Genomic DNA, 22,122 nt, shown 5'->3' with positions numbered 1-22,122 from the left:
CGGAGCACCGTGGAGGCGTCATGACAGCCCCTAACACAGCCCCCGCACCCCCGAGCAGGGGCGGCCGCTGGATCCAGCAGTGGGATCCGGAGGACGAGACCTTCTGGAACGAGACCGGAGAGAAGGTCGCCCGCCGCAACCTCGCCTTCTCCGTCCTGTCCGAGCACATCGGGTTCTCGATCTGGACCATGTGGTCCGTGCTGGTGCTCTTCATGGGCCCGGAGTACGGCCTCACCCCCGCCGACAAGTTCCTGCTCACGTCGATGGTGACGCTGGTCGGCGCGGTCGTGCGGGTGCCGTACACCTTCGCCGTGGCGATCTTCGGCGGCCGGAACTGGACCATCATCTCCGCCGGCCTGCTGCTCGTCCCGACCATCGCCGCGTTCACCGTGATGAAACCCGGGACCTCCTTCGACACCTTCCTGCTGGTCGGCCTGCTGGCCGGCATCGGCGGCGGCAACTTCGCCTCCTCCATGACCAACATCAACGCCTTCTTCCCGCTTCGCAAGAAGGGCTGGGCGCTCGGTCTGAACGCCGGCGGCGGCAACATCGGCGTTCCCGTCATCCAGCTGATCGCCCTCGCGATCATCGGCGCCGGCGGCGGTCCCCGGGTGCTGCTCGGGATCTACATCCCGCTGATCGTGGTCGCCGCCGTCCTCGCCGCGCTCTTCATGGACAACATCGCGTCCGTGAAGAACGACACCGGCGCCGCCAGGGACGCCGCGAAGGACGGGCACACCTGGATCATGGCCTTCCTCTACGTCGGCACCTTCGGGTCCTTCATCGGCTACAGCTTCGCCTTCGGGCAGGTGCTGACCAACCAGTTCGGCCGCACCCCGCTGGAGGCGGCGTACGTCACCTTCATCGGCCCGCTGCTCGGCTCGCTGATCCGTCCCGTGGGCGGCTGGCTGGCCGACAAGTACGGCGGCGCGAAGATCACGCTGTACAACTACGTCGGGATGGGCGCGGCGACCGCCGTCCTCATCGCCGCGAGCATGGAGAAGTCGCTGGCCCTGTTCACCAGCGCGTTCGTGGTGCTGTTCGTCCTCACCGGCCTCGGCAACGGCTCGACGTACAAGATGATCCCCGGCATCTTCCAGACCAAGGCCCTCGCCAAGGGGCTGAACGGCGAGGAGGCCGCGGCCTACGGGCGCCGGCTCTCCGGTGCCTCCATGGGCCTGATCGGCGCGGTGGGCGCGCTCGGCGGCGTCGGCATCAACCTCGCCTTCCGGCAGTCCTTCCTCACCTCCGGTTCCGGCACCGGTGCCTTCGTCGCCTTCCTCGCCTTCTACGCCGCCTGCTTCGTCGTCACCTGGGCCGTATACCTTCGACGTCCGGCCGCCTCGGCGCGCAGCACCTCCGCCGCAGAGGCGAAGCCGCAGCTCAGCTACGTCGAGGTGTGACGTAACACCAGCGACACGAAGCCGAACCGAGCCTGTCACGCATCGTTGACAGGCTCGATCGGCGTGAAGGTGAGAGACACCTCCTGAAGGCGCAACGACTCCGAGCGCGGGACGAGAGCCATGTACGACGAACAGCAGCCACCGGACCACGGCCCCCTCGCGGGCTTCACCGTGGGCGTGACCGCCGCGCGCCGGGCCGACGAGCTCGGGGCGCTGCTCCAGCGCCGCGGTGCCGCCGTCCTGCACGCCCCCGCCCTGCGCATCGTGCCGGTCGCCGACGACAGCGAGCTGCTCGCCGCCACCAAGGAGGTCATCGACCAGGCGCCGGACGTCGTCGTCGCCACCACCGCCATCGGCTTCCGGGGCTGGATCGAGGCCGCCGACGGCTGGGGTCTCGGCGAGGACCTGCTGGCCAGACTGCGTGGGGTCGAGGTGCTCGCCCGCGGACCCAAGGTCAAGGGGGCGATCCGGGCCGCCGGGCTCACGGAGGAGTGGTCGCCCAGCTCCGAGTCCATGGCGGAGGTACTCGACCGGCTCCTTGAGGAGGGGGTCGAGGGCCGCCGTATCGCCGTACAGCTGCACGGCGAGCCGCTGCCCGGGTTCGTGGAGGCGCTGCGGGTCGGGGGAGCGGAGGTGCTCGGGGTACCGGTGTACCGGTGGATGCCGCCGGAGGACATCGGCCCCGTGGACCGGCTGCTGGACGCCACCGTCTCCCGCGGCGTCGACGCGCTCACCTTCACCAGCGCCCCCGCGGCCGCGTCCCTGCTGTCACGGGCCGAAGTACGCGGACTGCGGTCCGAGTTGCTGGCCGCCCTCCACCACGACGTGCTGCCGGCCTGCGTCGGCCCGGTCACCGCGCTGCCGTTGCAGGCCCTCGGTATCGACACGGTCTCGCCCGAGCGGTTCCGGCTCGGCCCCCTCGTACAACTGCTGTGCCAGGAACTGCCCGGCCGGGCGCGGGCGTTGCCGGTCGCCGGGCACCGGGTGGAGATCCGCGGGCACGCGGTTCTGGTGGACGGGTCGCTGCGGCCCGTGCCGCCGGCCGGCATGTCGCTGCTGCGGGCGCTGTCGCGGCGGCCGGGCTGGGTCGTGGCCCGCGCCGACCTCCTGCGGGCGCTGCCCGGCACCGGTCGCGACGAACACGCCGTCGAGACGGCCATGGCCCGGCTGCGCACGGCGCTGGGGGCGCCGAAGCTCATCCAGACGGTGGTCAAGCGGGGGTATCGGCTGGCGTTGGATCCGGCTGCCGATGCGAAGTACGCCGACGGGTAGTCGGCACGCTGCTTGTGCGGGGGGTGGCGGGGGCTGCCCCCCCCGGGCCCCCGCTCCGGCCCTGAAGGGGCCTTGTCCTCAAACGCCGGACGGGCTGTGTGGGTGACCGCTGGCTCGGGGCTTGTCCTCATGGGCAGGGCAAGTTGTGTGGGTGACCGCTGGCTCGGGGCTTGTCCTCAAACGCCGGGCCGGCTGGGGATGGTCCCCCGTGTGTGGGGGGTTCCGGGGGCGCGGGTGGGCGTGCACTGTGGGGTGGGGCGGTTTCCCGGTCCCTTCCGGTAGTGCGGCGGCCTCTCGTGAGCGGGGCACCCTAGGCGGTGACAGGCACATGGCACTGGGTACGGCCACGGTCTCCTGCGAACTGCGGTTCGGCGCCGGGCGGGTCTGTCTCGATCTTCTCGCGACCACCCATCCCGGGGAACGGCTCGACTCCGTCGGGGTCCTGCGTGCCTGGATCGCCGCGTCGGGGCTCGTCCCGGCCGGCACCGCGCTCGGGCACACGGAGGACTCCTGGCTGGTCGGCTTCCGGGAACTGCGCTGTCGTATCGCCCAGTTGGTACCCGGTGGGCTGCCACCCGACAGCCGGCCCTACGACCTCGCGCTCGCCCGCGTCAACCAGCTCGCCGGGGCCGCGCCCCCCGCCCCGTGCGCGGTGCGCGGCGAGGACGGCACCCTCGTCAGGGAGTTGGCCGCGCCGCCCGGCTGCGGGGCGCTGCTCGGCGCGATCGCCCGGGACGCCGTCGAGTTGCTCACCGACCCGGTCGCCAGGGCGGGGCTGAGGCAGTGCGAGGGGGACAACTGCCCGATCGTCTACCTGGACACGTCACGCGGACACAGGAGGCGCTGGTGCTCCAGCGAGGTCTGCGGGAACCGCGAAAGAGTGGCCCGGCACCGTCGGCGGGCGGCCGTCGCGCGAGCCTGAGTGATCAACAGACCCTCCAGCCGCCCGATATGCGGCTTCTGTGAAATCATCGTCGAAGTGATTTCGATAACACCTCGTTTACCTCCCGGGCGAGTCGGGCAGTCCGCGTGATCTTGCTGATGTGGTGGAAATGTAAAGATCGCGCGGTAGGAATGTGCACTCATGTCCAACCTCGTCACGTCACCCCGTGGGAAACTGTCGCGTCACGTTGAACACACCCGCACCCCCGTCCGTACCCGTGGATGAGCGACCGACTGGGGGAACCCCCGGACATCGGAGGTGGGCGTGCGCAAGGATTCTGTCGTGGCCAATGAACGTGGATCGAGGGCCCGACATCGCATGTCCCAGCCCTCGGAACCTGATGAGGAGCTGATGCGTGCCCTGTACCGGGAGCACGCCGGACCCCTCCTTGCGTATGTACTCCGGCTGGTCGCGGGAGACCGGCAGCGGGCCGAGGACGTGGTCCAGGAAACGCTCATCCGTGCCTGGAAGAACGCCGGCCAGCTCAATCGAGCGACCGGTTCGGTACGCCCCTGGCTGGTGACGGTCGCCCGGCGCATCGTCATCGACGGCCACCGCAGCCGGCAGGCCCGGCCGCAGGAGGTCGATCCGTCGCCGCTGGAGGTCATCCCCGCGGAGGACGAGATCGACAAGGCGCTGTGGCTGATGACGTTGTCCGACGCGCTCGACGACCTGACCCCGGCCCACCGGGAGGTGCTCGTCGAGACGTACTTCAAGGGGCGTACCGTCAACGAGGCGGCTGAGACCCTTGGCATTCCCAGCGGCACCGTGCGCTCAAGGGTTTTCTACGCGCTTCGGTCGATGAAGCTGGCACTGGAGGAGCGGGGGGTGACGGCGTGATGAGTGTTTACGGGGGATTCGGAACGGGTGGTTCGGGTATGTCTGGCCCCATGATGGGATCTCCGGGCCCTAACGAGCACGAAACCGTCGGCGCCTACGCCCTCGGCATTCTCGACGACGGGGAAGCAACCGCTTTCGAGGCCCATCTCGCCACCTGTGAGTGGTGCGCCCAGCAGCTCGACGAGCTCGCCGGGATGGAACCGATGCTGGCCGCGCTCGCCGACCTGCCGGGCTCCGGCACCCCCGCCATCGGGGAGTCGCTGTCCGCCCGGCCCAGCCCGCGGCTCGCCGAGAAGCTGGTCGACGAGGTCTCCGAGCGGCGTGCGCACAAGCGCCGGCGTGGCTTCTACCTGGTGGCCGCCGCGGCCGCGCTGATCATCGGCGGTCCGCTGACCGTCATGGCGGCGACCGGCGGCGACTCGAACAACGGCACCAACGAGGCGGCCCCGCCCGCCGCGCAGCAGCTGTTCAACACGCTGAGCGACAAGGTGACGGCGACGGACTCGTCGACCGGTGTCACCGGCACGGTCGCCATGGCGGAGAAGGACTGGGGCACGCAGGCGGTCCTCCAGCTCAAGAACGTCAAGGGCCCGCTCAAGTGCTCCCTGATCGCCGTCGGCAAGAACGGCGAGCGCGAGACGGTGTCGTCCTGGTCCGTCTCGAAGTGGGGCTACGGCCTGCCGGACGCCACGAAGGAGGAGGCCAAGAACCCGCTGTACATCGGCGGCGGAGCGGCCTTCAAGCCCAACGAGATCGACCACTTCGAGGTCATGACCTTCCCCGGCAAACGGCTGGTGGAAATCGACGCGTAGGCACGCGCGTAGCTTCCGGGGGCCCCCTTCGCGTACGGTTGACGGCTGCCCAGCACGTCAGAAGGGGGCCCGGTGGCCGCTCAGGCTCAGCAGGAAACCGCGGTCGGCTCGGATCAGGACAAGGCCGCACTGGATTCGGTGCGGGACCGAGAGATCAGCGTCGAACAGGAACACCTGGACCGGGTGTACCGCCGGCTCGGGGAGAAGATCCACGAGGCCGAGTTCCTCATGAACGACGCCGCCCAGCGCGGTCAGGTCGGCACGCCCGGCGCACTGGCCGAGCGGGACGCGCAGGTCTTCAGGGCGGGGGTTCACCTCAACCGCCTGAACAACGAGTTCGAGGACTTCCTCTTCGGCCGTATCGACCTGCTGCCCGGCAGGGACGGCAAGAAGGGCCCCGACGGCGCCTACACCGCCGTGGAGCCCGCCGAGGGTGCCGTACGGGACGACGACACCGCCGACATCGCCGAGACCCTGCACATCGGCCGTATCGGAGTCCTGGACTCCGACTACGCGCCGCTGGTCATCGACTGGCGGGCGCCGGCCGCGGCCCCGTTCTACCGCTCGACCCCGGTCGATCCGGGCCGGGTCGTGCGCCGCCGCGTCATCCGCTCCAAGGGCCGGCGCGTCCTCGGCGTCGAGGACGACCTCATGCGCCCGGAGCTGACCGCGTTCCTCGACGGCGACCGGCTGGCCGTCATCGGCGACGGCGCCCTGATGGCCGCCCTCGGCCAGGCCCGCAGCCACACCATGCGGGACATCGTCGCCTCCATCCAGGCCGAGCAGGACCTGGTGATCCGCGCCCCCGCCGCCTCCGTGACGTATGTCGAGGGCGGCCCGGGCACGGGCAAGACGGCTGTCGCCCTGCACCGGGCGGCCTACCTGCTCTACCAGGACCGGCGCCGGTACGCGGGCGGCATCCTGATCGTCTCGCCGACCCCGCTGCTCGTGGCGTACACCGAGGGCGTGCTGCCCTCGCTCGGCGAGGAGGGCCAGGTCGCCATCCGTGCCATCGGCTCGCTCGTCGACGGCGCCGAGGCCACCCTCCACGACGCCCCGCCGGTGGCCCGCGCCAAGGGGTCGTACCGCATGCTCAAGGTGTTGCGGAAGGCCGCGCGCGGAGCCCTCGAACCCAGCGGTTCACCGACCCTGCTGCGGGTCGTCGCCCACGGCCGCCGCCTCGAACTGGAGGCCGCGGAACTGAGCCGGGTCCGGGAGAACGCCCTCAGCGGCACCGCGCCCGTCAACCTGCTGCGTCCCCGCGCCCGCAAGCTGCTCCTGGACGCACTGTGGGCGCGCTCGGGCTCGGCCGGCCGGCACACGGACCCCGAACTGGTGGCCGAACTGCGCTCCTCCTTCGACGAGGACGTCAGCTCCGAGGACAGTTTCATCGAGTTCCTGGACGCCTGGTGGCCGGAGCTGACCCCGGCGGCCGTCCTCGCGGCGATGGCCGACGAACGGCGCCTGGGCCGCTGGGCCCGGCGCATCCTCAACCCCGGCGAGATCCGCCGGACGGCCCGCTCGCTCAGGCGCGACGGACACTCCGTGCACGACATCGCGATGCTCGACGAGCTCCAGGCGATCCTCGGCGTCCTCGCCCGCCCGCGCAAGCGGCGCGAGCTGGACCCGCTCGACCACCTCACCGGCCTGGACGAACTGATGCCGGTGCGCGAGGAGACCCAGCGCGAGCGGGCCGAGCGGCTGGCGCAGGAGCGCGTCGAGTACGCCCACGTCATCGTCGACGAGGCGCAGGACCTGACGCCCATGCAGTGGCGGATGGTCGGCCGCCGGGGCAGGCACGCCACCTGGACGATCGTCGGCGACCCGGCGCAGTCCTCGTGGTCGGACCCCGAGGAGGCGGCCCAGGCCCGTGACGAGGCCCTGGGCAGCCGCCCGCGCCGCCGTTTCGAGCTGACGGTGAACTACCGCAACCCCTCGGAGATCGCCGAGCTGGCGGCGAGGGTCCTGGCGCTCGCCATGCCGGGCGCCCGCTCCCCGTCGGCCGTCCGCTCCACCGGGGTGCGGCCGCGTTTCGTCGCGACCACGCGAGGACCGGGCACGACCGCGCGGGAACCCGCCGTGCCCGCCGTACGGGAATCGGCCGTGCCCGCCGTACGGGAGTCCGCCGCGCCGGAGTCCCTGGCGCGGACCGTGCGGGCCGAGGCGGCCCGGCTGCTGGACCTGGTGGACGGCACCGTCGGCGTCGTCGTCGCCATGAACCGCCGCGAGGAGGCCAGAGGCTGGCTGGCGGGGCTCGGCGACCGCGTGGTGGCGCTGGGCAGCCTGGAGGCCAAGGGCCTGGAGTACGACGCGACGGTCGTCGTCTCCCCGGCGGAGATCGCGGACGAGTCCCCGGCCGGGCTGCGCGTGCTCTACGTGGCGCTCACCCGGGCCACCCAGCAGCTGACGGTGGTCTCCGCCGAGCGGGACCAGCCCGACGCGGACGGGGTCCCGGACCTTCTCCGGGACTGAGCGCAGGCGTCCGAACGGGCTGTTCCGGATGAACTCTCGGGATGGGAATGGCCTTCCGGGATCTGTTTGTTAGCCTGGGTGTGACACCGGCCCGATCCAAGCCCCCGGGCCCAACCTTCGTCGCCACGAGCGACCACTTGCCGCGAGGCGAGCATGGCGGGTCGGTGTCACTGAGCAGGAGGAGGCCCACGTCACGATGTGACGTGGGCCTCCTTTGCTGAGAACACAACGATCGCAATCCGGGGCGGCTACCGCGTACTCGGCGGTAGGTGCGACGATCGGACCGCGAACCCGCGACCCGGCACAGTAAGTGCCGCACGCGCAGTACACGGTGAAAGCAGAGGAAGTCGGCATGGCAACGGCGCCCAGCGTCTCCTACTCGATGACGGTCCGGCTGGAGGTGCCCGCGAGCGGAACCGCCGTCTCGCAACTCACCACCGCCGTGGAGTCCTCCGGAGGCTCGGTCACCGGCCTCGACGTCACCGCCTCCGGACACGAGAAGCTCCGCATCGACGTCACCATCGCGGCCAGCTCCACCACGCACGCCGACGAGATCGTCGAGGAGCTCCGCGGCATCGAGGGCGTCATCCTGGGCAAGGTCTCGGACCGTACGTTCCTCATGCACCTCGGCGGCAAGATCGAGATGCAGTCCAAGCACCCGATCCGCAACCGTGACGACCTCTCGATGATCTACACCCCGGGCGTCGCCCGGGTGTGCATGGCCATCGCCGAGAACCCCGAGGACGCCCGCCGTCTCACCATCAAGCGCAACTCCGTTGCGGTCGTGACGGACGGCTCGGCCGTGCTGGGCCTCGGCAACATCGGCCCCAAGGCCGCGCTGCCGGTCATGGAGGGCAAGGCGGCCCTGTTCAAGCGGTTCGCCGGCATCGACGCCTGGCCGCTGTGCCTGGACACCCAGGACACCGACGCGATCGTGGAGATCGTCAAGGCGATCGCCCCCGGCTTCGCGGGCATCAACCTGGAGGACATCTCCGCGCCCCGCTGCTTCGAGATCGAGGCCCGGCTGCGTGAGGCCCTCGACATCCCCGTCTTCCACGACGACCAGCACGGCACGGCGATCGTCGTCCTCGCCGCCCTCACCAACGCCCTGCGCGTCACCGGCAGGGCGATCGAGAACATCCGGGTCGTCATGTCCGGCGCCGGCGCGGCCGGTACGGCCATCCTGAAGCTGCTGATCGCCGCGGGCGTCAAGAACGCCGTCGTCGCCGACATCCACGGCGTCGTGCACGCCGGCCGCGCCGACCTGGTCGAGGCCGCCGCGGACTCGCCGCTGCGCTGGATCGCCGACAACACCAACTCCGAGGGCCTGACGGGCACGCTCAAGGAGGCCGTGCGCGGCGCGGACGTCTTCATCGGCGTCTCCGCCCCGAACGTCCTCGACGGCGACGACGTGGCCGCCATGGCCGACGGCGCCATCGTGTTCGCGCTCGCGAACCCCGACCCGGAGGTCGACCCGGCGGTCGCCCGCCGGACGGCCGCGGTCGTGGCCACCGGCCGCTCCGACTTCCCGAACCAGATCAACAACGTGCTGGTCTTCCCGGGTGTCTTCCGCGGCCTGCTGGACGCGCAGTCCCGCACCGTCAACACCGAGATGATGCTCGCCGCCGCGACCGCCCTCGCCGACGTGGTGACCGAGGACGAGCTGAACCCGAACTACATCATCCCCAGCGTCTTCAACGACAAGGTCGCGGGCGCCGTCGCCGGTGCCGTGCGGGAGGCCGCGAAGGCCGCCGGAGCCACCGCGTAGGCGGCGGATGCCCGTACGGTGGAGAGCGGAAGACGGTGCGGTGGACGGTGCGTGCCGGCTGTGAGGATCGCCACGACAGGTCTGACATCGGCGCGTCGTGGAACCCGGGCCCTCGGGACGCCGTTTAGGGTGTCGGCCAGGCTGAAGCCCTTCACGGAGTGTCACCAGGCTGAGGCCGTGACGCTTCCCGCGTGACTCCCAGGGGTGTTCTCACGACTCCTGGGGGTACCGGATTGGCTTTCCCGCCGCAGGTAGGGGCAGGATGCGTCTCTGGGCGCGAGGGTCTGACGACGGACCCGGGTCCGGGGGCTCACCGCAGACCCTGGCAGCATCGGCTTCGCTGTACCCAACATGCGGCTCCGCCGCGTGTCACGCCTCAACAGCAAGAAGAACACGGGAGTAACAACATGAACCGCAGTGAGCTGGTGGCCGCGCTGGCCGACCGCGCCGAGGTGACCCGCAAGGACGCCGACGCCGTTCTGGCCGCGTTCGCCGAGACCGTCGGTGAGATCGTAGCCAAGGGTGACGAGAAGGTGACCATCCCCGGCTTCCTGACCTTCGAGCGCACCCACCGTGCCGCTCGGACCGCGCGCAACCCGCAGACCGGCGACCCGATCAACATCCCGGCCGGCTACAGCGTGAAGGTCTCCGCGGGCTCGAAGCTCAAGGAAGCCGCCAAGGGCAAGTGACCTTGCCGCCTTCACGCCACGGAACGGCGTAGGGCTCGTAAGCGACGCAGAAGGGGCGGCGCCCGGAGAACCGGGTGCCGCCCCTTCGTGGTGCGTGCGGGGGCCGGCCCGGGGGCCGGCCCGGCCGGTCAGCCGAGGGCCTTGCCCGGCAGCTCCACCTTCGCGCCCAGTTCCACGAGCTTCTCCATGAAGTTCTCGTAGCCGCGGTTGATGAGCTCGATGCCGTGCACCCGGGAGGTGCCCTGGGCCGCGAGCGCGGCGATGAGGTAGGAGAAGCCGCCGCGGAGGTCGGGGATGACCAGGTCGGCGCCCTGGAGCTTCGTGGGGCCCGACACGACGGCCGAGTGCAGGAAGTTGCGCTGGCCGAAGCGGCAGGCGGAGCTGCCCAGGCACTCGCGGTAGAGCTGGATGTGGGCGCCCATCTGGTTGAGCGCGGAGGTGAAACCGAGCCGGGACTCGTACACCGTCTCGTGCACGATGGACAGGCCCGTGGCCTGTGTCAGCGCCACCACCAGCGGCTGCTGCCAGTCCGTCTGGAAGCCGGGGTGCACGTCCGTCTCCAGCGCGATCGACTTGAGCTGGCCGCCCGGGTGCCAGAAGCGGATGCCACCGTCGTCGATCCGGAACGCGCCGCCGACCTTCCGGTAGGTGTTGAGGAACGTCATCATCGAGCGCTGCTGCGCGCCGCGGACGTAGATGTCGCCCTCGGTCGCCAGCGCCGCGGACGCCCAGGAGGCGGCTTCCAGGCGGTCCGGGAGGGCGCCGTGGTCGTAGCCGCCGAGCTCGTCCACACCGGTGACGCGGATGGTGCGGTCGGTGTCCATCGCGATGATGGCGCCCATCTTCTGCAGGACGCAGATGAGGTCCTCGATCTCCGGCTCCACGGCCGCGTTCGAGAGCTCCGTGACGCCCTCCGCGAGGACGGCCGTCAGCAGCACCTGCTCGGTCGCGCCCACCGACGGGTAGGGCAGCCGGATCTTCGTGCCGCGCAGCCGCTGCGGTGCCTCCAGGTACTGGCCGTCCGCCCGCTTCTCGATGCGCGCGCCGAACTGCCGCAGCACCTCGAAGTGGAAGTCGATGGGCCGGCCGCCGATGTCGCAGCCGCCGAGGCCGGGGATGAAGGCGTGTCCCAGACGGTGCAGCAGCGGGCCGCAGAACAGGATCGGGATACGGCTCGAACCCGCGTGCGCGTCGATGTCGGCGACGTTCGCGCTCTCCACGTGGGACGGGTCCATCACCAGCTCGCCCGGCTCCTCACCCGGACGGACCGTCACACCGTGCAGTTGCAGCAGTCCGCGTACGACGCGCACGTCCCGGATGTCCGGAACATTGCGCAGACGGCTCGGCGCACCGCCCAGCAGGGCGGCGACCATGGCCTTCGGTACGAGGTTCTTCGCACCACGAACACGGATCTCGCCCTCGAGCGGGGTCCCGCCGTGGACAAGCAGTACGTCGTCAGAGCCGTTGACGGTCATGTATCTCGCGTTCCGATGAGTCGGGCAGGGGCCAGAAGGGAAAGGGTAATCGCCGCCCACCCCCCTTCTGTAAGCCCAGGGACGGCCCAGGTACGTCATAGCTGTGTCACAACACGAACCGTTCCCTTCCGGGCACGTGGGGTCACCGGGGCGCGCGTGCGCCGGGGGCGCTCCATTCCGCCCTGAGCTGCATTCACTCCCGTACCCCCGTTGGCTCCCCACGGACTGGGAAGATGCGGGATCATGTCTGGCATGACCGAGGTGTCCTCGCTCACAGGGCGGTTGCTCGTGGCGACCCCCGCCCTGGCGGACCCGAACTTCGACCGCGCGGTGGTGCTCCTTCTCGACCACGACGAGGAGGGCTCCCTCGGTGTCGTCCTCAACCGGCCGACCCCGGTGGACGTCGGCGACATCCTGGAGGGCTGGGCGGATCTGGCGGGGGAGCCCGGTGTCGTCTTCCAGGGCGGCCCGGTCTCCCTGGACTCGGCCCTCGGCGTCGCCGTCATCCCCGGCGGCGCCGCGCTCAACGGCACCCCGCTCGGCTGGCGCCGGGTGCACGGCGCGATCGGCCTGGTGGATCTGGAGGCCCCGCCTGAGCTGCTGGCCTCCGCACTCGGTTCCCTGCGCATCTTCGCCGGGTACGCCGGCTGGGGCCCGGGCCAGCTGGAGGACGAACTCGTCGAGGGCGCCTGGTACGTCGTCGAGTCGGAGCCCGGAGACGTCTCCTCCCCGTCGCCGGAGAGACTCTGGCGCGAGGTCCTGCGCCGCCAGCGCAACGAGCTGGCGATGGTGGCAACCTATCCCGACGACCCTTCGCTCAACTGACGGGTGCGCGCTTCAGTACCCTGGCTGGTATGAGCACTCTTGAGCCCGAGCCCCAGCCGCAGCGAGGTACTGGTACGGGGACCCTCGTAGAGCCGGCGCCGCAGGTGTCCCACGGCGACGGTGACCACGAGCGCTTCGCCCACTACGTCCAGAAGGACAAGATCATGGCGAGCGCCCTCGACGGGACGCCCGTCGTCGCGCTGTGCGGCAAGGTGTGGGTGCCGGGCCGTGATCCGAAGAAGTACCCGGTGTGTCCCATGTGCAAGGAGATCTACGAGTCCATGGGCGCCGGCGGTGGCGACAAGGACAAGGGCGGCGACGGCAAGTAGCCCTGTCCGCTCGGCCGAGACCGACGAGGCCCCCGCGGCGCGTTCCGACGCGCCGCGGGGGCCTCTGCCTTCGGGTGGTGCTGTCGCTGTCCGTGCCGCGGTCGCCGCCGGTGTTCTCGTCCAGGGAGGTGGCCACGGCGGGATCGATCATGTCGGCCCCGACCCCGGGTGCCGCGGTCCCTCCGGCGCACGGGACGCGTCGGGTGGCCACGGAGTGGTCGAGACCTCTTGTCGGCGCGGCGGTGCGGTCCGTAACCTCCAGGTGTTGTTGTGCAGAGCGAAACGTCTATTGCGCATGCTGCAACGCTCGGAGGGCTGCTTCATGGGAATCTCCGCCCGCCCGGCTGGACTTCGGGCCGCCCCACCTCGTCCCCGGAACCGCCGACCGGTCGTCGGCGTAGGGCAGTCACGGCGTTTCCCCGCGGTGATTCCCCGGGCGGCCGGAATTCGGTCGCCACTTCGCCCACGGCCTTGTCGCGGCCCACACCCCCGCGCCCGTCCCGGCGTCGATCGTGTTTCCGGCGGCGAGCGCCGAGACGCGATTCCGTTTCCGCTTGCCGGCCACCTCGCCGAGCATGTCTCCGGTGGTCCGGACACCGCCCGCGGGACTTTTGCCGACGCCCCTTTTCCCCCGCGGGAGTCGGGCCGGCCGAACACCCCGGGTGCGCCGATCCCGCCGCACCCGGCGACCCGGGCACGCTTTCCCCGGCGGACCTTTCCCGCCGGCCTTTCCCGGGCCGGCGTACACGCGTGAGTTCCTCCTCATCCCTGCCGTACTCGTACAGCGACGACCGGTCTTGGGGCCGGGCGGAGCGGTCAAGGACTGACGTGATCGATGTGATTCCCGAGCCCCGGCACGTGACCCTCGCCGAGGCTGGCTTCTTCGAACCCGGCCCGGCCACCCGGCTGGTCGCGGGCGCCGGCACCGAGGGCACCGAACGCTGGCTGCGCACCACCGTGGGCGCGGCCACCGGCCTGCCCCTGCCGCCGGGAGAAGGCGGCGAGGACGACGTCATCCGCCTCTGCCTCGACCCGGAGATCACCGCGGAACTCGGGGCGGAGGGCTACCGCCTCGACGTGCTGCGCGGCGGGGTGCACCTGGCCGGCGGCGGCCCGGCCGGGCTCTTCTGGGGCGCCCAGACACTGCGTCAGCTCCTCGGCCCGGACGCCTTCCGGCGCGCCCCGCTCCCCGGCCGGCGCCCGCGGCTGCCGCTGACGCGCGTTCAGGACGCCCCCCGGTTCCGCTGGCGCGGCCTGATGCTCGACGTCGCCCGGCACTTCCTGCCCAAGGACGACGTGCTGCGGCAACTGGATCTCATGGCCGCGCACAAACTCAACGTCTTCCACTTCCATCTGACGGACGACCAGGGCTGGCGCGTCGAGATCGAGCGGTATCCGCGACTGACCGAGATCGGTTCCTGGCGGGCGCGCACCAAAACCGGCCACGGCACCTCGCGGGTGTGGGAGGAGAAGCCGCACGGTGGCTTCTACACCCAGGACGACATCCGGGAGATCGTGGCCTATGCCGCCGAGCGGCATATCACCGTCGTCCCGGAAATCGACGTGCCCGGACACTCACAGGCCGCCATCTCCGCGTACCCGGAACTCGGCAACACCGACGTCGTCGACACCGCCGCCCTCTCCGTCTGGGACGACTGGGGGATCTCCGTCAACGTACTCGCGCCCACCGAGACCACCCTGCGCTTCTACGAAGGGGTCTTCGAGGAGATCCTCGACCTGTTCCCCTCGCGGTTCGTTCACGTCGGGGGTGACGAATGCCTCAAGGACCAGTGGCGGCGGTCGCCCACCGCGCAGGCGCGCGTCGCTGAACTCGGCCTCGCGGACGAGGACGAACTGCAGTCGTGGTTCATCGGACACTTCGACACCTGGCTGGCCGCGCGCGGGCGCAGGCTCATCGGCTGGGACGAGATCCTGGAGGGCGGCCTCGCGGACGGCGCGGCCGTCTCCTCCTGGCGCGGGTACCGGGGCGGCATCGCCGCCGCGCGGGCCGGCCACGACGTGGTCATGTGCCCCGAGCAGCAGGTCTACCTGGACTACCGGCAGGACGGCGGAGCCGACGAACCGGTGCCCATCGCGTACGTGCGCACCCTGGAGGACGTCTACCGGTTCGAGCCCGTTCCACCGGAGTTGACCCCCGAGGAGGCCGCGCACGTGCTCGGCACCCAGGCCAACGTGTGGACCGAGGTGATGGAGGACCGCGGGCGCGTCGACTACCAGACCTTCCCCCGGCTCGCGGCGTTCGCGGAGGTGGCCTGGAGCTGCCTGCCCGCCCCGGCGGAACGGGACTTCGCCGGCTTCGAGCGGCGGATGGCCGCCCACTACCGGCGGCTCGACGGCCTGGGCGTCGCCTACCGGCCGCCGTCCGGGCCCCTGCCGTGGCAGCGACGGCCCGGCGTGCCCGGCCGCCCGAAGGACGGTCAGCCGCCGAGCAGGTAGGGGGAAAGGCCCCACTGGTCAACGAACAGCGGCACAACGCACGCACCGGTGATGCCGTACGAAAACGGTTTATATCGCGGTCGAAACGGGCGAACAGCCCCTAGCGGACCCCCGTCTTCGGGTGTTGCGAAGATGTGCCAGAGTTGCCACGTCCGCCCTGTCAGCACGTACCGTACGGCAGCACAGGTGGGACCACGTGGGACCAGGTGGGGCAGCGGGAAGGGGCAGCCGGTTTGACCACGCACGCACCGCAGGCGGGGCAGGCCGTCACGCTGCCCACGACGCTGGACGAGGCGGTGGCGGCACTCACAGCCATGCCCGCCGCCGTACCCGTGGCGGGCGGCACCGACCTGATGGCCGCCGTCAACTCCGGGCAGCTCAGGCCCGCCGCGCTCGTCGGCCTCGGCCGGATCAGCGAGATCCGCGGCTGGCAGTACCAGGACGGGCACGCGCTGCTCGGCGCCGGACTCACGCACGCGCGCATGGGCCGCCCCGACTTCGCCGCGCTCATCCCGGCGCTCGCCGCCGCCGCGCGCGCCGCGGGTCCGCCGCAGATCCGCAACGCGGGCACCCTCGGCGGCAACATCGCCTCCGCCGCCCCCACCGGGGACGCGCTGCCCGTGCTGGCGGCCCTGGAGGCGACGCTGATCATCGCGGGCCCGGGCGGAGCCCGCCGGGAGATGCCGGTCTCGCACCTGTTGGCTGGCATGGAGATGCTGCGGGCCGGCGAACTCATCGGCTACGTGCGCGTGCCGCTGCTGCACGCGCCGCAGGTCTTCCTCAAGGCGACGGGCCGCACCGGACCCGGGCGGGCGATGGCGTCCGTCGCGCTGGTCCTCGACCCCGCCCGGCGCGGAGTCAGGTGCGCCGTCGGCGCCATAGCCCCGATGCCGCTCCGGCCCCTGGACGCCGAGCAGTGGGTCGGCCGGCTCATCGACTGGGACAACGGCCGCGCGATCGTCCCCGAGGCGCTGACCGCCTTCGGCGAGTACGTCTCCGCGGCCTGCATCCCCGACCCGGCCCCGGCCGAGGACGGCTCCGTACCGCAGCATCCGCCGGCCGTACTGCACCTGCGGCGCACCGTCGCCGCTCTGGCCCGACGAGCACTGGGGAGGGCGCTGTCGTGACCGACGACCAGCACGCGGAAGACACGCCCAGGAGCGGGGGCCGCTGGGACCCGCTGCCCCAGGGCGACTACGACGACGGCGCCACCGCGTTCGTGAAACTGCCCGAGGGCGGTATCGACGCGCTCCTGGCCTCGGCCGACACCCCGCTCGCCGCGCCGGGGCACGGATACGTGCCCCCGCAGATCACGGTCACCCCCGGCACGGAGCCGGGCGCCGACCCGGCGGGCGGCACCTGGGCGATGCCCGCCGAAACCGCCCGGTGGCCCGACCCGAACGCGGCCCCGCACGGCGTCGGCGACGACCGGTTCACCTACCGTCCCGGGGCCACCGGACAGTGGGAGTTCGGTGACGTCACGGCGGCGGACGCCCCCACGGCCCCGGGCCACGACGTCACCGGCCAGTGGTCGATCCCGGTCGCCGGCGGCGACCTCCCCGACGAGTCGGGCGAGTTCACCACGTCCGCCCTGGTCGAGCAGTGGGGCGGCACACCCCCAGCCACGCTCCCCGGCGGCGCGTCCGCGCCCTGGGCGACCCAGCCGGCCCAGCCCTGGACCCAGGAGTCCCAGGAGCCCGCCGTGGCCGAGCGGCCGGACGCCGCCGGGCACGCGGAGTCCGCGGCCCACCTCCTCGGCCGCTCCGGCGAGGCGCCCTCCGCACACGCCGGGTCCGGGCCGGCCGACCGCGACCCCTCCGCCGGACACTACGGAGAAACGCCCGCGGAAGCCGCCGTAGCCGCCTCACAGGCCGCTGTGGAAGTCGGAGAGGCCCGGGAGGCCGCCGAGGCCGCCCAGGAGGCCGCAGAGGCCGCAGAGGCCGCTCAGCGTTCCGTCGCGGCCGCGGAGGCAGCAGAGGCCGCTCAGCGGTCCGCCGCGGCCCTCGCGGAGCCCGACACCGACACCTCCGGCGCACCGCCCGCCACCGAGGCGGCGGGCGAGCCCGCCACGGACCCCGGTGACGGGACCTCCGGCGCCGACACCCCCGACGCCCCCGCGCCCTCCGGCGAGGAGCACCCCCTCGCGTCGTACGTGCTGCGCGTCAACGGCACCGAACGGCCCGTCAGCGACGCCTGGATCGGCGAGTCCCTGCTCTACGTGCTGCGCGAGCGGCTCGGCCTCGCGGGCGCCAAGGACGGCTGCTCGCAGGGCGAGTGCGGCGCCTGCAACGTCCAGGTCGACGGCCGGCTCGTGGCGTCCTGCCTGGTGCCCGCGGTGACCGCGGCCGGCAGCGAGGTCCGCACCGTCGAGGGCCTGGCCGTCGACGGACAGCCCTCGGACGTGCAGCGGGCGCTCGCCCGGTGCGGCGCCGTGCAGTGCGGTTTCTGCGTGCCGGGCATGGCGATGACCGTCCACGACCTCCTCGAGGGCAACCCGGCGCCGACCGAACTGGAGACCCGCCAGGCCCTGTGCGGCAACCTGTGCCGGTGCTCCGGCTACCGGGGTGTCGTCGAGGCCGTCAAGGAGGTCGCCGCCGAACGCGAGGCGCACGGCAAGGCCGGTGACGTCGAACACGACGGCGACGAGGCACGTATCCCTCACCAGGCGGGCCCGGGGGCCGGCGGGGTCAACCTGTCGGCGTTCGAGTCGCCGAGAACCCATGACCAGGCGTACGGACAGGACGGAGGCCCGGAGTGAGCAACGAAGCCGCCACCGCGACCACCGCGGAGGCAGCCCCCGCCCCCGAGGCCATCCCGCACGGCATCGGCGCCTCCCTGCCCGCCGCCGACACCCGCGCCAAGACCGAGGGCACCTTCCCGTACGCGGCCGACCTGTGGGCCGAGGGCCTGCTGTGGGCGGCCGTACTGCGCTCCCCGCACGCGCACGCGCGCATCCTGTCCATCGACACCACCCACGCGCGCGAGATGCCCGGCGTACGGGCCGTGGTCACCCACGAGGACGTCCCCGGCAGCGCGCCGCACGGCCGCGGCCGGGCCGACCGACCGCTGTTCGCCTCGGACGTCGTACGCCACCACGGTGAGCCGATCGCGGCGGTCGCCGCCGACCACCCCGACACCGCGCGCATGGCCGCCGCCGCCGTCATCGTCGAGTACGAGGTCCTCGACCCGGTCACCGACCCCGAACTGGCCTTCGAGGCGGAGCCGCTGCACCCCGACGGCAACCTGATCCGGCACATCCCGCTGCACCACGGCGACCCCGACGCGACCGGTGAGGTCGTCGTCGAGGGCCAGTACCGCATCGGCCGCCAGGACCCCGCCCCGATCGGTGCCGAGGCCGGCCTCGCCGTGCCCCGCCCGGACGGCGGCGTCGAGCTGTACCTGGCCTCCACCGACCCGCACACCGACCGCGACGCGGCCGCCGCCTGCTACGGCCTGGAGCCCGAGCGCGTGAAGGTCGTCGTCACCGGTGTGCCCGGCGCCACCGCCGACCGCGAGGACCAGGGCTTCCAGCTCCCGCTCGGCCTGCTCGCGCTGAAGACCGGCTGCCCGGTGAAACTGACCGCCACACGCGAGGAGTCCTTCCTCGGGCACGCCCACCGCCACCCCACCCTGCTGCGCTACCGCCACCACGCCGACGCCGAGGGCAGGCTCGTCAAGGTCGAGGCGCAGATCCTGCTCGACGCCGGCGCGTACGCCGACACCTCCGCCGAGACGCTGGCCGCCGCCGTGGGCTTCGCCTGCGGGCCCTACGTCGTCCCGAACGCCTTCATCGAGGGCTGGGCCGTGCGCACCAACAACCCGCCCTCCGGCCATGTGCGCGGCGAGGGCGCCATGCAGGTGTGCGCCGCCTACGAGGCGCAGATGGACAAACTCGCCAAGAAGCTCGGCCTCGACCCGGCCGAACTGCGCCTGCGCAACGCGATGGCCACCGGCGACGTCCTCCCCACGGGCCAGACCGTCACCTGCCCGGCGCCGGTCGCCGAACTCCTCCAGGCGGTCCGCGACCACCCGCTGCCGCCGCTGCCCAAGGACACCCCCGAGGACGAGTGGCTGCTGCCCGGCGGCCCCGAGGGCGCCGGCGAACCGGGCGCGGTGCGCCGGGGTGTCGGCTACGCGCTGGGCATGGTGCACATGCTGGGCGCGGAGGGCGCCGACGAGGTGTCCACGGCCACCGTGCGGGTCCAGGACGGCGTGGCGACGGTGCTGTGCGCGGCCGTCGAGACCGGCCAGGGCTTCACGACCCTCGCGAGACAGATCGTGCAGGAGACGCTCGGTATCGACGAGGTGCACGTGGCGCCCGTCGACACCGACCAGCCACCGGCCGGCCCGGGCGCCCGCGGGCGCCACACCTGGGTGTCCGGTGGCGCGGTGGAGCGGGCCGCCAGGATGGTCCGCACGCAGCTGCTGCAGCCCCTGGCGCACAAGTTCGGCATGTCCACCGAACTGCTCCAGATCACCGACGGCAAGATCACCTCCTACGACGGTGTGCTGTCGACCACCGTCACCGAGGCGATGGAGGGCAAGGAGCTGTGGGCCACGGCCCAGTGCCGCCCCCATCCGACGGAGCCGCTGGACGCGGCCGGCCAGGGCGACGCCTTCGTGGGCCTCGCCTTCTGCGCGATCCGCGCGGTGGTGGACGTCGACATCGAACTCGGCTCGGTACGGGTGGTCGAGCTCGCGCTCGCCCAGGACGTGGGCCGGGTGCTGAACCCCGCGCAGCTCGCGGCACGCATCGAGGCCGGCGTCACCCAGGGCGTGGGCATCGCGCTGACGGAGAACCTGCGCACCGCGCGCGGGCTGGTCCGCCATCCCGACCTCACCGGGTACGCGCTGCCCACCGCGCTGGACGCTCCCGACATCCACATCGTCAAGCTGGTCGAGGAGCGGGACGTGGTCGCGCCCTTCGGCGCCAAGGCGGCCAGCGCGGTGCCGGTGGTGACCTCCCCGGCCTCGATCGCCTCCGCGGTACGGGCCGCCACCGGCCGCCCCGTGAACCGGCTGCCGATAAGGCCGCAGGCCGCGGTGGTGACCGGCCAGTGACCGCGCCCGAGCCGCCGCGCTACGAACCCCCGCCCAGCGTCGGGAAACTGCTGGTGTGGGTCCTGGTGTTCGTCCTGGCGGCGATCGTGGTCGTGCTGGGCGGCGTCTACTTCACCTGAGGAACGGCGCCGTCCGCCGTGCGTTCCCGCGCGTTCCCGTGCGGGGCGCGTCGCGCGCGGGTCCGCGGTGAGGTGTGCCCGTGGCTGGACGTGTTCCCGAGGCTGGACGTGTTCCCGCGGCTGGACGTGTTCCCGCGGCTGGACGCGTTCCGGGGGAACGGGCGAGGCCGGTCGAGCGTCTTGTAGTGCAGGGGCGACGCGAGTTGCCGGGGCGCGGCGAGTTGCCGGGGCGCGGCGAGTTGCCGGTGATGCCGTACGGCGGACCGGCGCGGACGCGACCGGTACGGACGGGACCGATACGGACGGGACCGATACGGAGGCGGCGCCGGTGGCGTGCCTGGTCCGGGGCGAATTCGGTGGCGTTGTCAGTGGCGCGGCGTAGTGTTCCGAGCAGTGGGGGACGACCGCTTCGACCAGTGGCGTACGGCCCCCTCGACAGGACCCGACGGCCGGGGCGAGCCCTGCCGGGGGACTGCGCGACACAGTGCACGGGGGAACCATGAACACGATCGACACAGGTCTCGCGGTGATCACCGCGACCGGCCGCGACCTCGACCCGTACCTCACGTACGCGTCGGTGTGCCACTGGCCGACCGACGCCCGGCTGCCGTTCACCGGCGACCTGCCCACCCTCGACGAGCCGCGCCGGGAGGGCCTCGGGACGATGGCGGACTCCACGGTCGACCCGGCGTCCTTCTTCCACGACCGCCCCGACCTGAGGGACCGCCGCAGCCTCGCGCCCGCGCTGCGCACCCTCGTGCGGTTCGCCGCCGTGACCGACGAACTGGCGCGCCTGCGAGGCCGGTTCGCCTGTCACTCCGGGCGGTTCGGGCCGGAGGCGGGGGCGCGGGCGTCCCGGCGACTGCTCGCGGAGTTCGAGGGGGGCGCGGGCGGTGAACCCGCGCCGCTGTGGAGACTGGCGGCACTGATCCGGCCGCTGTCCCTGGCGGCCGGCCCGGACACGGGTACGGACTCGGGACTGGCCCTGGACCTCCCGGCCCGGCTGCTGGACCAGGAGTTCGGGCGGGGCGGGGTGGCCCGCTTCGAGGACATCGACTTCCCCGCGGCCCTCACCCACGAGCCGACCCGCCGCTTCCTGCGCCAGACCGGTCTGCCGGAGGACGCCTTCCTCTTCCACCGGGACACCGACGTGTCACTGCCGAGCCTCGCGGAGTACTACGCCGACCAGTGGCCCACGGAGTCGGGTCCCGTCGAACTCCCCTCCCGAGCTGACCACTTGATACGCCTCGGGCACCTCGTCGACGGCAACAGCCTGGTGGTCGACGGCGCCACGGGCGCGGTCCTGAACTGGTGCGAGCCCGAGGCCACCCTGTACCCGCTGAACACGGACGTCTCCACGTTCGCGTGCACGCTCTGGCTGCTGCACCGCGACGAGACCGCCCGGAACGATTTGACCGCCGAGAACGCCGTGAACACCGACGCGGCGTCCGCTCCCGAGCTGACGACGGACACCTACGACCGGCTCGCCGCGACGATGATCCACGTCCTGTCCACGACCGACCGCACCGGCCGGTCCGACCGGACGAACGTCTTCCAGGAGGAGACGGGCGGCCTCCGCTGACGGCCCCGGGCGCGCGGGCTCCCGGAACTGCCCGGCCGGCCCGGGCGGCACGCGGGCGGCGCAGCACACCGTGCG

At 72.3% G+C, this 22,122-nt stretch carries 17 protein-coding genes; 16 read left to right on the top strand and 1 reads right to left on the bottom strand.

Annotated features, from left to right (window positions below):
* Window positions 1-20 precede the first annotated feature (20 nt).
* From AC07AZ_RS15500 to AC07AZ_RS15465, 8 genes are all read left to right on the top strand, one after another.
* On the top strand, window positions 21-1,403 hold the full coding sequence (locus tag AC07AZ_RS15500; protein WP_478847767.1) for a nitrate/nitrite transporter: 1,383 nt from the start codon (window positions 21-23) through the stop codon (window positions 1,401-1,403).
* A 120-nt stretch (window positions 1,404-1,523) separates the two neighbouring features.
* Window positions 1,524-2,675: a uroporphyrinogen-III synthase gene (locus tag AC07AZ_RS15495; protein WP_478847765.1), complete on the top strand. Its 1,152-nt coding sequence runs from the start codon at window positions 1,524-1,526 to the stop codon at window positions 2,673-2,675.
* A 328-nt stretch (window positions 2,676-3,003) separates the two neighbouring features.
* Entirely contained in the window at window positions 3,004-3,597 is a 594-nt protein-coding gene (locus tag AC07AZ_RS15490; protein ID WP_478847763.1) for a CGNR zinc finger domain-containing protein, read from the top strand.
* A gap of 339 nt (window positions 3,598-3,936) precedes the next feature.
* The gene (locus AC07AZ_RS15485; RefSeq protein ID WP_010039908.1) at window positions 3,937-4,458 is read left to right on the top strand and encodes a sigma-70 family RNA polymerase sigma factor; all 522 of its coding nucleotides are present in this window, start codon (window positions 3,937-3,939) and stop codon (window positions 4,456-4,458) included.
* Window positions 4,458-5,270: a zf-HC2 domain-containing protein gene (locus AC07AZ_RS15480; RefSeq protein ID WP_478847761.1), complete on the top strand. Its 813-nt coding sequence runs from the start codon at window positions 4,458-4,460 to the stop codon at window positions 5,268-5,270. The genes AC07AZ_RS15485 and AC07AZ_RS15480 overlap by 1 nt, the downstream gene beginning before the upstream one ends.
* Before the next feature lie 72 nt (window positions 5,271-5,342).
* On the top strand, window positions 5,343-7,742 hold the full coding sequence (locus AC07AZ_RS15475) for a HelD family protein (RefSeq protein WP_478847759.1): 2,400 nt from the start codon (window positions 5,343-5,345) through the stop codon (window positions 7,740-7,742).
* Window positions 7,743-8,094: 352 nt separating this feature from the next.
* The gene (locus AC07AZ_RS15470) at window positions 8,095-9,510 is read left to right on the top strand and encodes an NAD-dependent malic enzyme (RefSeq protein WP_478847757.1); all 1,416 of its coding nucleotides are present in this window, start codon (window positions 8,095-8,097) and stop codon (window positions 9,508-9,510) included.
* Between the two features lie 407 nt (window positions 9,511-9,917).
* A complete protein-coding gene (locus AC07AZ_RS15465) occupies window positions 9,918-10,199 on the top strand; it encodes an HU family DNA-binding protein (protein ID WP_105974351.1) in 282 nt (93 codons plus the stop codon).
* A gap of 128 nt (window positions 10,200-10,327) precedes the next feature.
* On the opposite strand, the gene murA is transcribed toward AC07AZ_RS15465, so the two are convergent.
* Entirely contained in the window at window positions 10,328-11,674 is a 1,347-nt protein-coding gene (gene murA, locus AC07AZ_RS15460; protein WP_478847754.1) for a UDP-N-acetylglucosamine 1-carboxyvinyltransferase, read from the bottom strand.
* A gap of 252 nt (window positions 11,675-11,926) precedes the next feature.
* On the opposite strand from murA, the gene AC07AZ_RS15455 reads away from it, so the two are divergent.
* The 8 genes from AC07AZ_RS15455 (at window position 11,927) to AC07AZ_RS15420 (ending at window position 22,047) form a co-directional block, all read left to right on the top strand.
* A complete protein-coding gene (locus AC07AZ_RS15455) occupies window positions 11,927-12,499 on the top strand; it encodes a YqgE/AlgH family protein (protein ID WP_478847752.1) in 573 nt (190 codons plus the stop codon).
* 29 nt (window positions 12,500-12,528) lie between these two features.
* A complete protein-coding gene (locus tag AC07AZ_RS15450) occupies window positions 12,529-12,828 on the top strand; it encodes a DUF3039 domain-containing protein (protein WP_478847750.1) in 300 nt (99 codons plus the stop codon).
* An 831-nt stretch (window positions 12,829-13,659) separates the two neighbouring features.
* Window positions 13,660-15,285 (top strand): beta-N-acetylhexosaminidase, encoded by a 1,626-nt coding sequence (locus AC07AZ_RS15445; protein ID WP_478847836.1) that lies wholly within the window; start codon window positions 13,660-13,662, stop codon window positions 15,283-15,285.
* 233 nt (window positions 15,286-15,518) lie between these two features.
* The gene (locus tag AC07AZ_RS15440; RefSeq protein ID WP_478847748.1) at window positions 15,519-16,412 is read left to right on the top strand and encodes an FAD binding domain-containing protein; all 894 of its coding nucleotides are present in this window, start codon (window positions 15,519-15,521) and stop codon (window positions 16,410-16,412) included.
* On the top strand, window positions 16,409-18,043 hold the full coding sequence (locus AC07AZ_RS15435) for a (2Fe-2S)-binding protein (protein WP_478847746.1): 1,635 nt from the start codon (window positions 16,409-16,411) through the stop codon (window positions 18,041-18,043). Before AC07AZ_RS15440 ends, AC07AZ_RS15435 begins: the two co-directional genes overlap by 4 nt.
* Window positions 18,040-20,346 carry a xanthine dehydrogenase family protein molybdopterin-binding subunit gene (locus tag AC07AZ_RS15430; RefSeq protein WP_478847744.1) on the top strand — a complete coding sequence of 769 codons (2,307 nt, stop codon included), beginning with the start codon at window positions 18,040-18,042 and terminating at the stop codon, window positions 20,344-20,346. Before AC07AZ_RS15435 ends, AC07AZ_RS15430 begins: the two co-directional genes overlap by 4 nt.
* Window positions 20,343-20,465, top strand: coding sequence for a hypothetical protein (locus AC07AZ_RS15425; RefSeq protein ID WP_478847742.1), 123 nt, complete (start codon window positions 20,343-20,345; stop codon window positions 20,463-20,465). Before AC07AZ_RS15430 ends, AC07AZ_RS15425 begins: the two co-directional genes overlap by 4 nt.
* A 499-nt stretch (window positions 20,466-20,964) precedes the next feature.
* On the top strand, window positions 20,965-22,047 hold the full coding sequence (locus AC07AZ_RS15420; protein WP_478847740.1) for an SUKH-4 family immunity protein: 1,083 nt from the start codon (window positions 20,965-20,967) through the stop codon (window positions 22,045-22,047).
* The last annotated feature ends 75 nt before the right edge of the window (window positions 22,048-22,122 follow it).

Source organism: Streptomyces sp. NPDC043878 (assembly GCF_056435735.1).
This window is presented reverse-complemented; position numbering and strand designations above follow the sequence as displayed.

Excerpts from the sequence above, each read along its gene's own strand:
- AC07AZ_RS15500 (WP_478847767.1), top strand. The coding sequence starts at position 21 with ATGACAGCCCCTAACACAGCCCCCGCACCCCCGAGCAGGGGCGGCCGC.
- AC07AZ_RS15495 (WP_478847765.1), top strand. The coding sequence starts at position 1,524 with ATGTACGACGAACAGCAGCCACCGGACCACGGCCCCCTCGCGGGCTTC.
- AC07AZ_RS15490 (WP_478847763.1), top strand. The coding sequence starts at position 3,004 with ATGGCACTGGGTACGGCCACGGTCTCCTGCGAACTGCGGTTCGGCGCC.
- AC07AZ_RS15485 (WP_010039908.1), top strand. The coding sequence starts at position 3,937 with ATGTCCCAGCCCTCGGAACCTGATGAGGAGCTGATGCGTGCCCTGTAC.
- AC07AZ_RS15480 (WP_478847761.1), top strand. The coding sequence starts at position 4,458 with ATGAGTGTTTACGGGGGATTCGGAACGGGTGGTTCGGGTATGTCTGGC.
- AC07AZ_RS15470 (WP_478847757.1), top strand. The coding sequence starts at position 8,095 with ATGGCAACGGCGCCCAGCGTCTCCTACTCGATGACGGTCCGGCTGGAG.
- AC07AZ_RS15465 (WP_105974351.1), top strand. The coding sequence starts at position 9,918 with ATGAACCGCAGTGAGCTGGTGGCCGCGCTGGCCGACCGCGCCGAGGTG.
- murA (WP_478847754.1), bottom strand. The coding sequence starts at position 11,674 with ATGACCGTCAACGGCTCTGACGACGTACTGCTTGTCCACGGCGGGACC.
- AC07AZ_RS15455 (WP_478847752.1), top strand. The coding sequence starts at position 11,927 with ATGACCGAGGTGTCCTCGCTCACAGGGCGGTTGCTCGTGGCGACCCCC.
- AC07AZ_RS15450 (WP_478847750.1), top strand. The coding sequence starts at position 12,529 with ATGAGCACTCTTGAGCCCGAGCCCCAGCCGCAGCGAGGTACTGGTACG.
- AC07AZ_RS15420 (WP_478847740.1), top strand. The coding sequence starts at position 20,965 with ATGAACACGATCGACACAGGTCTCGCGGTGATCACCGCGACCGGCCGC.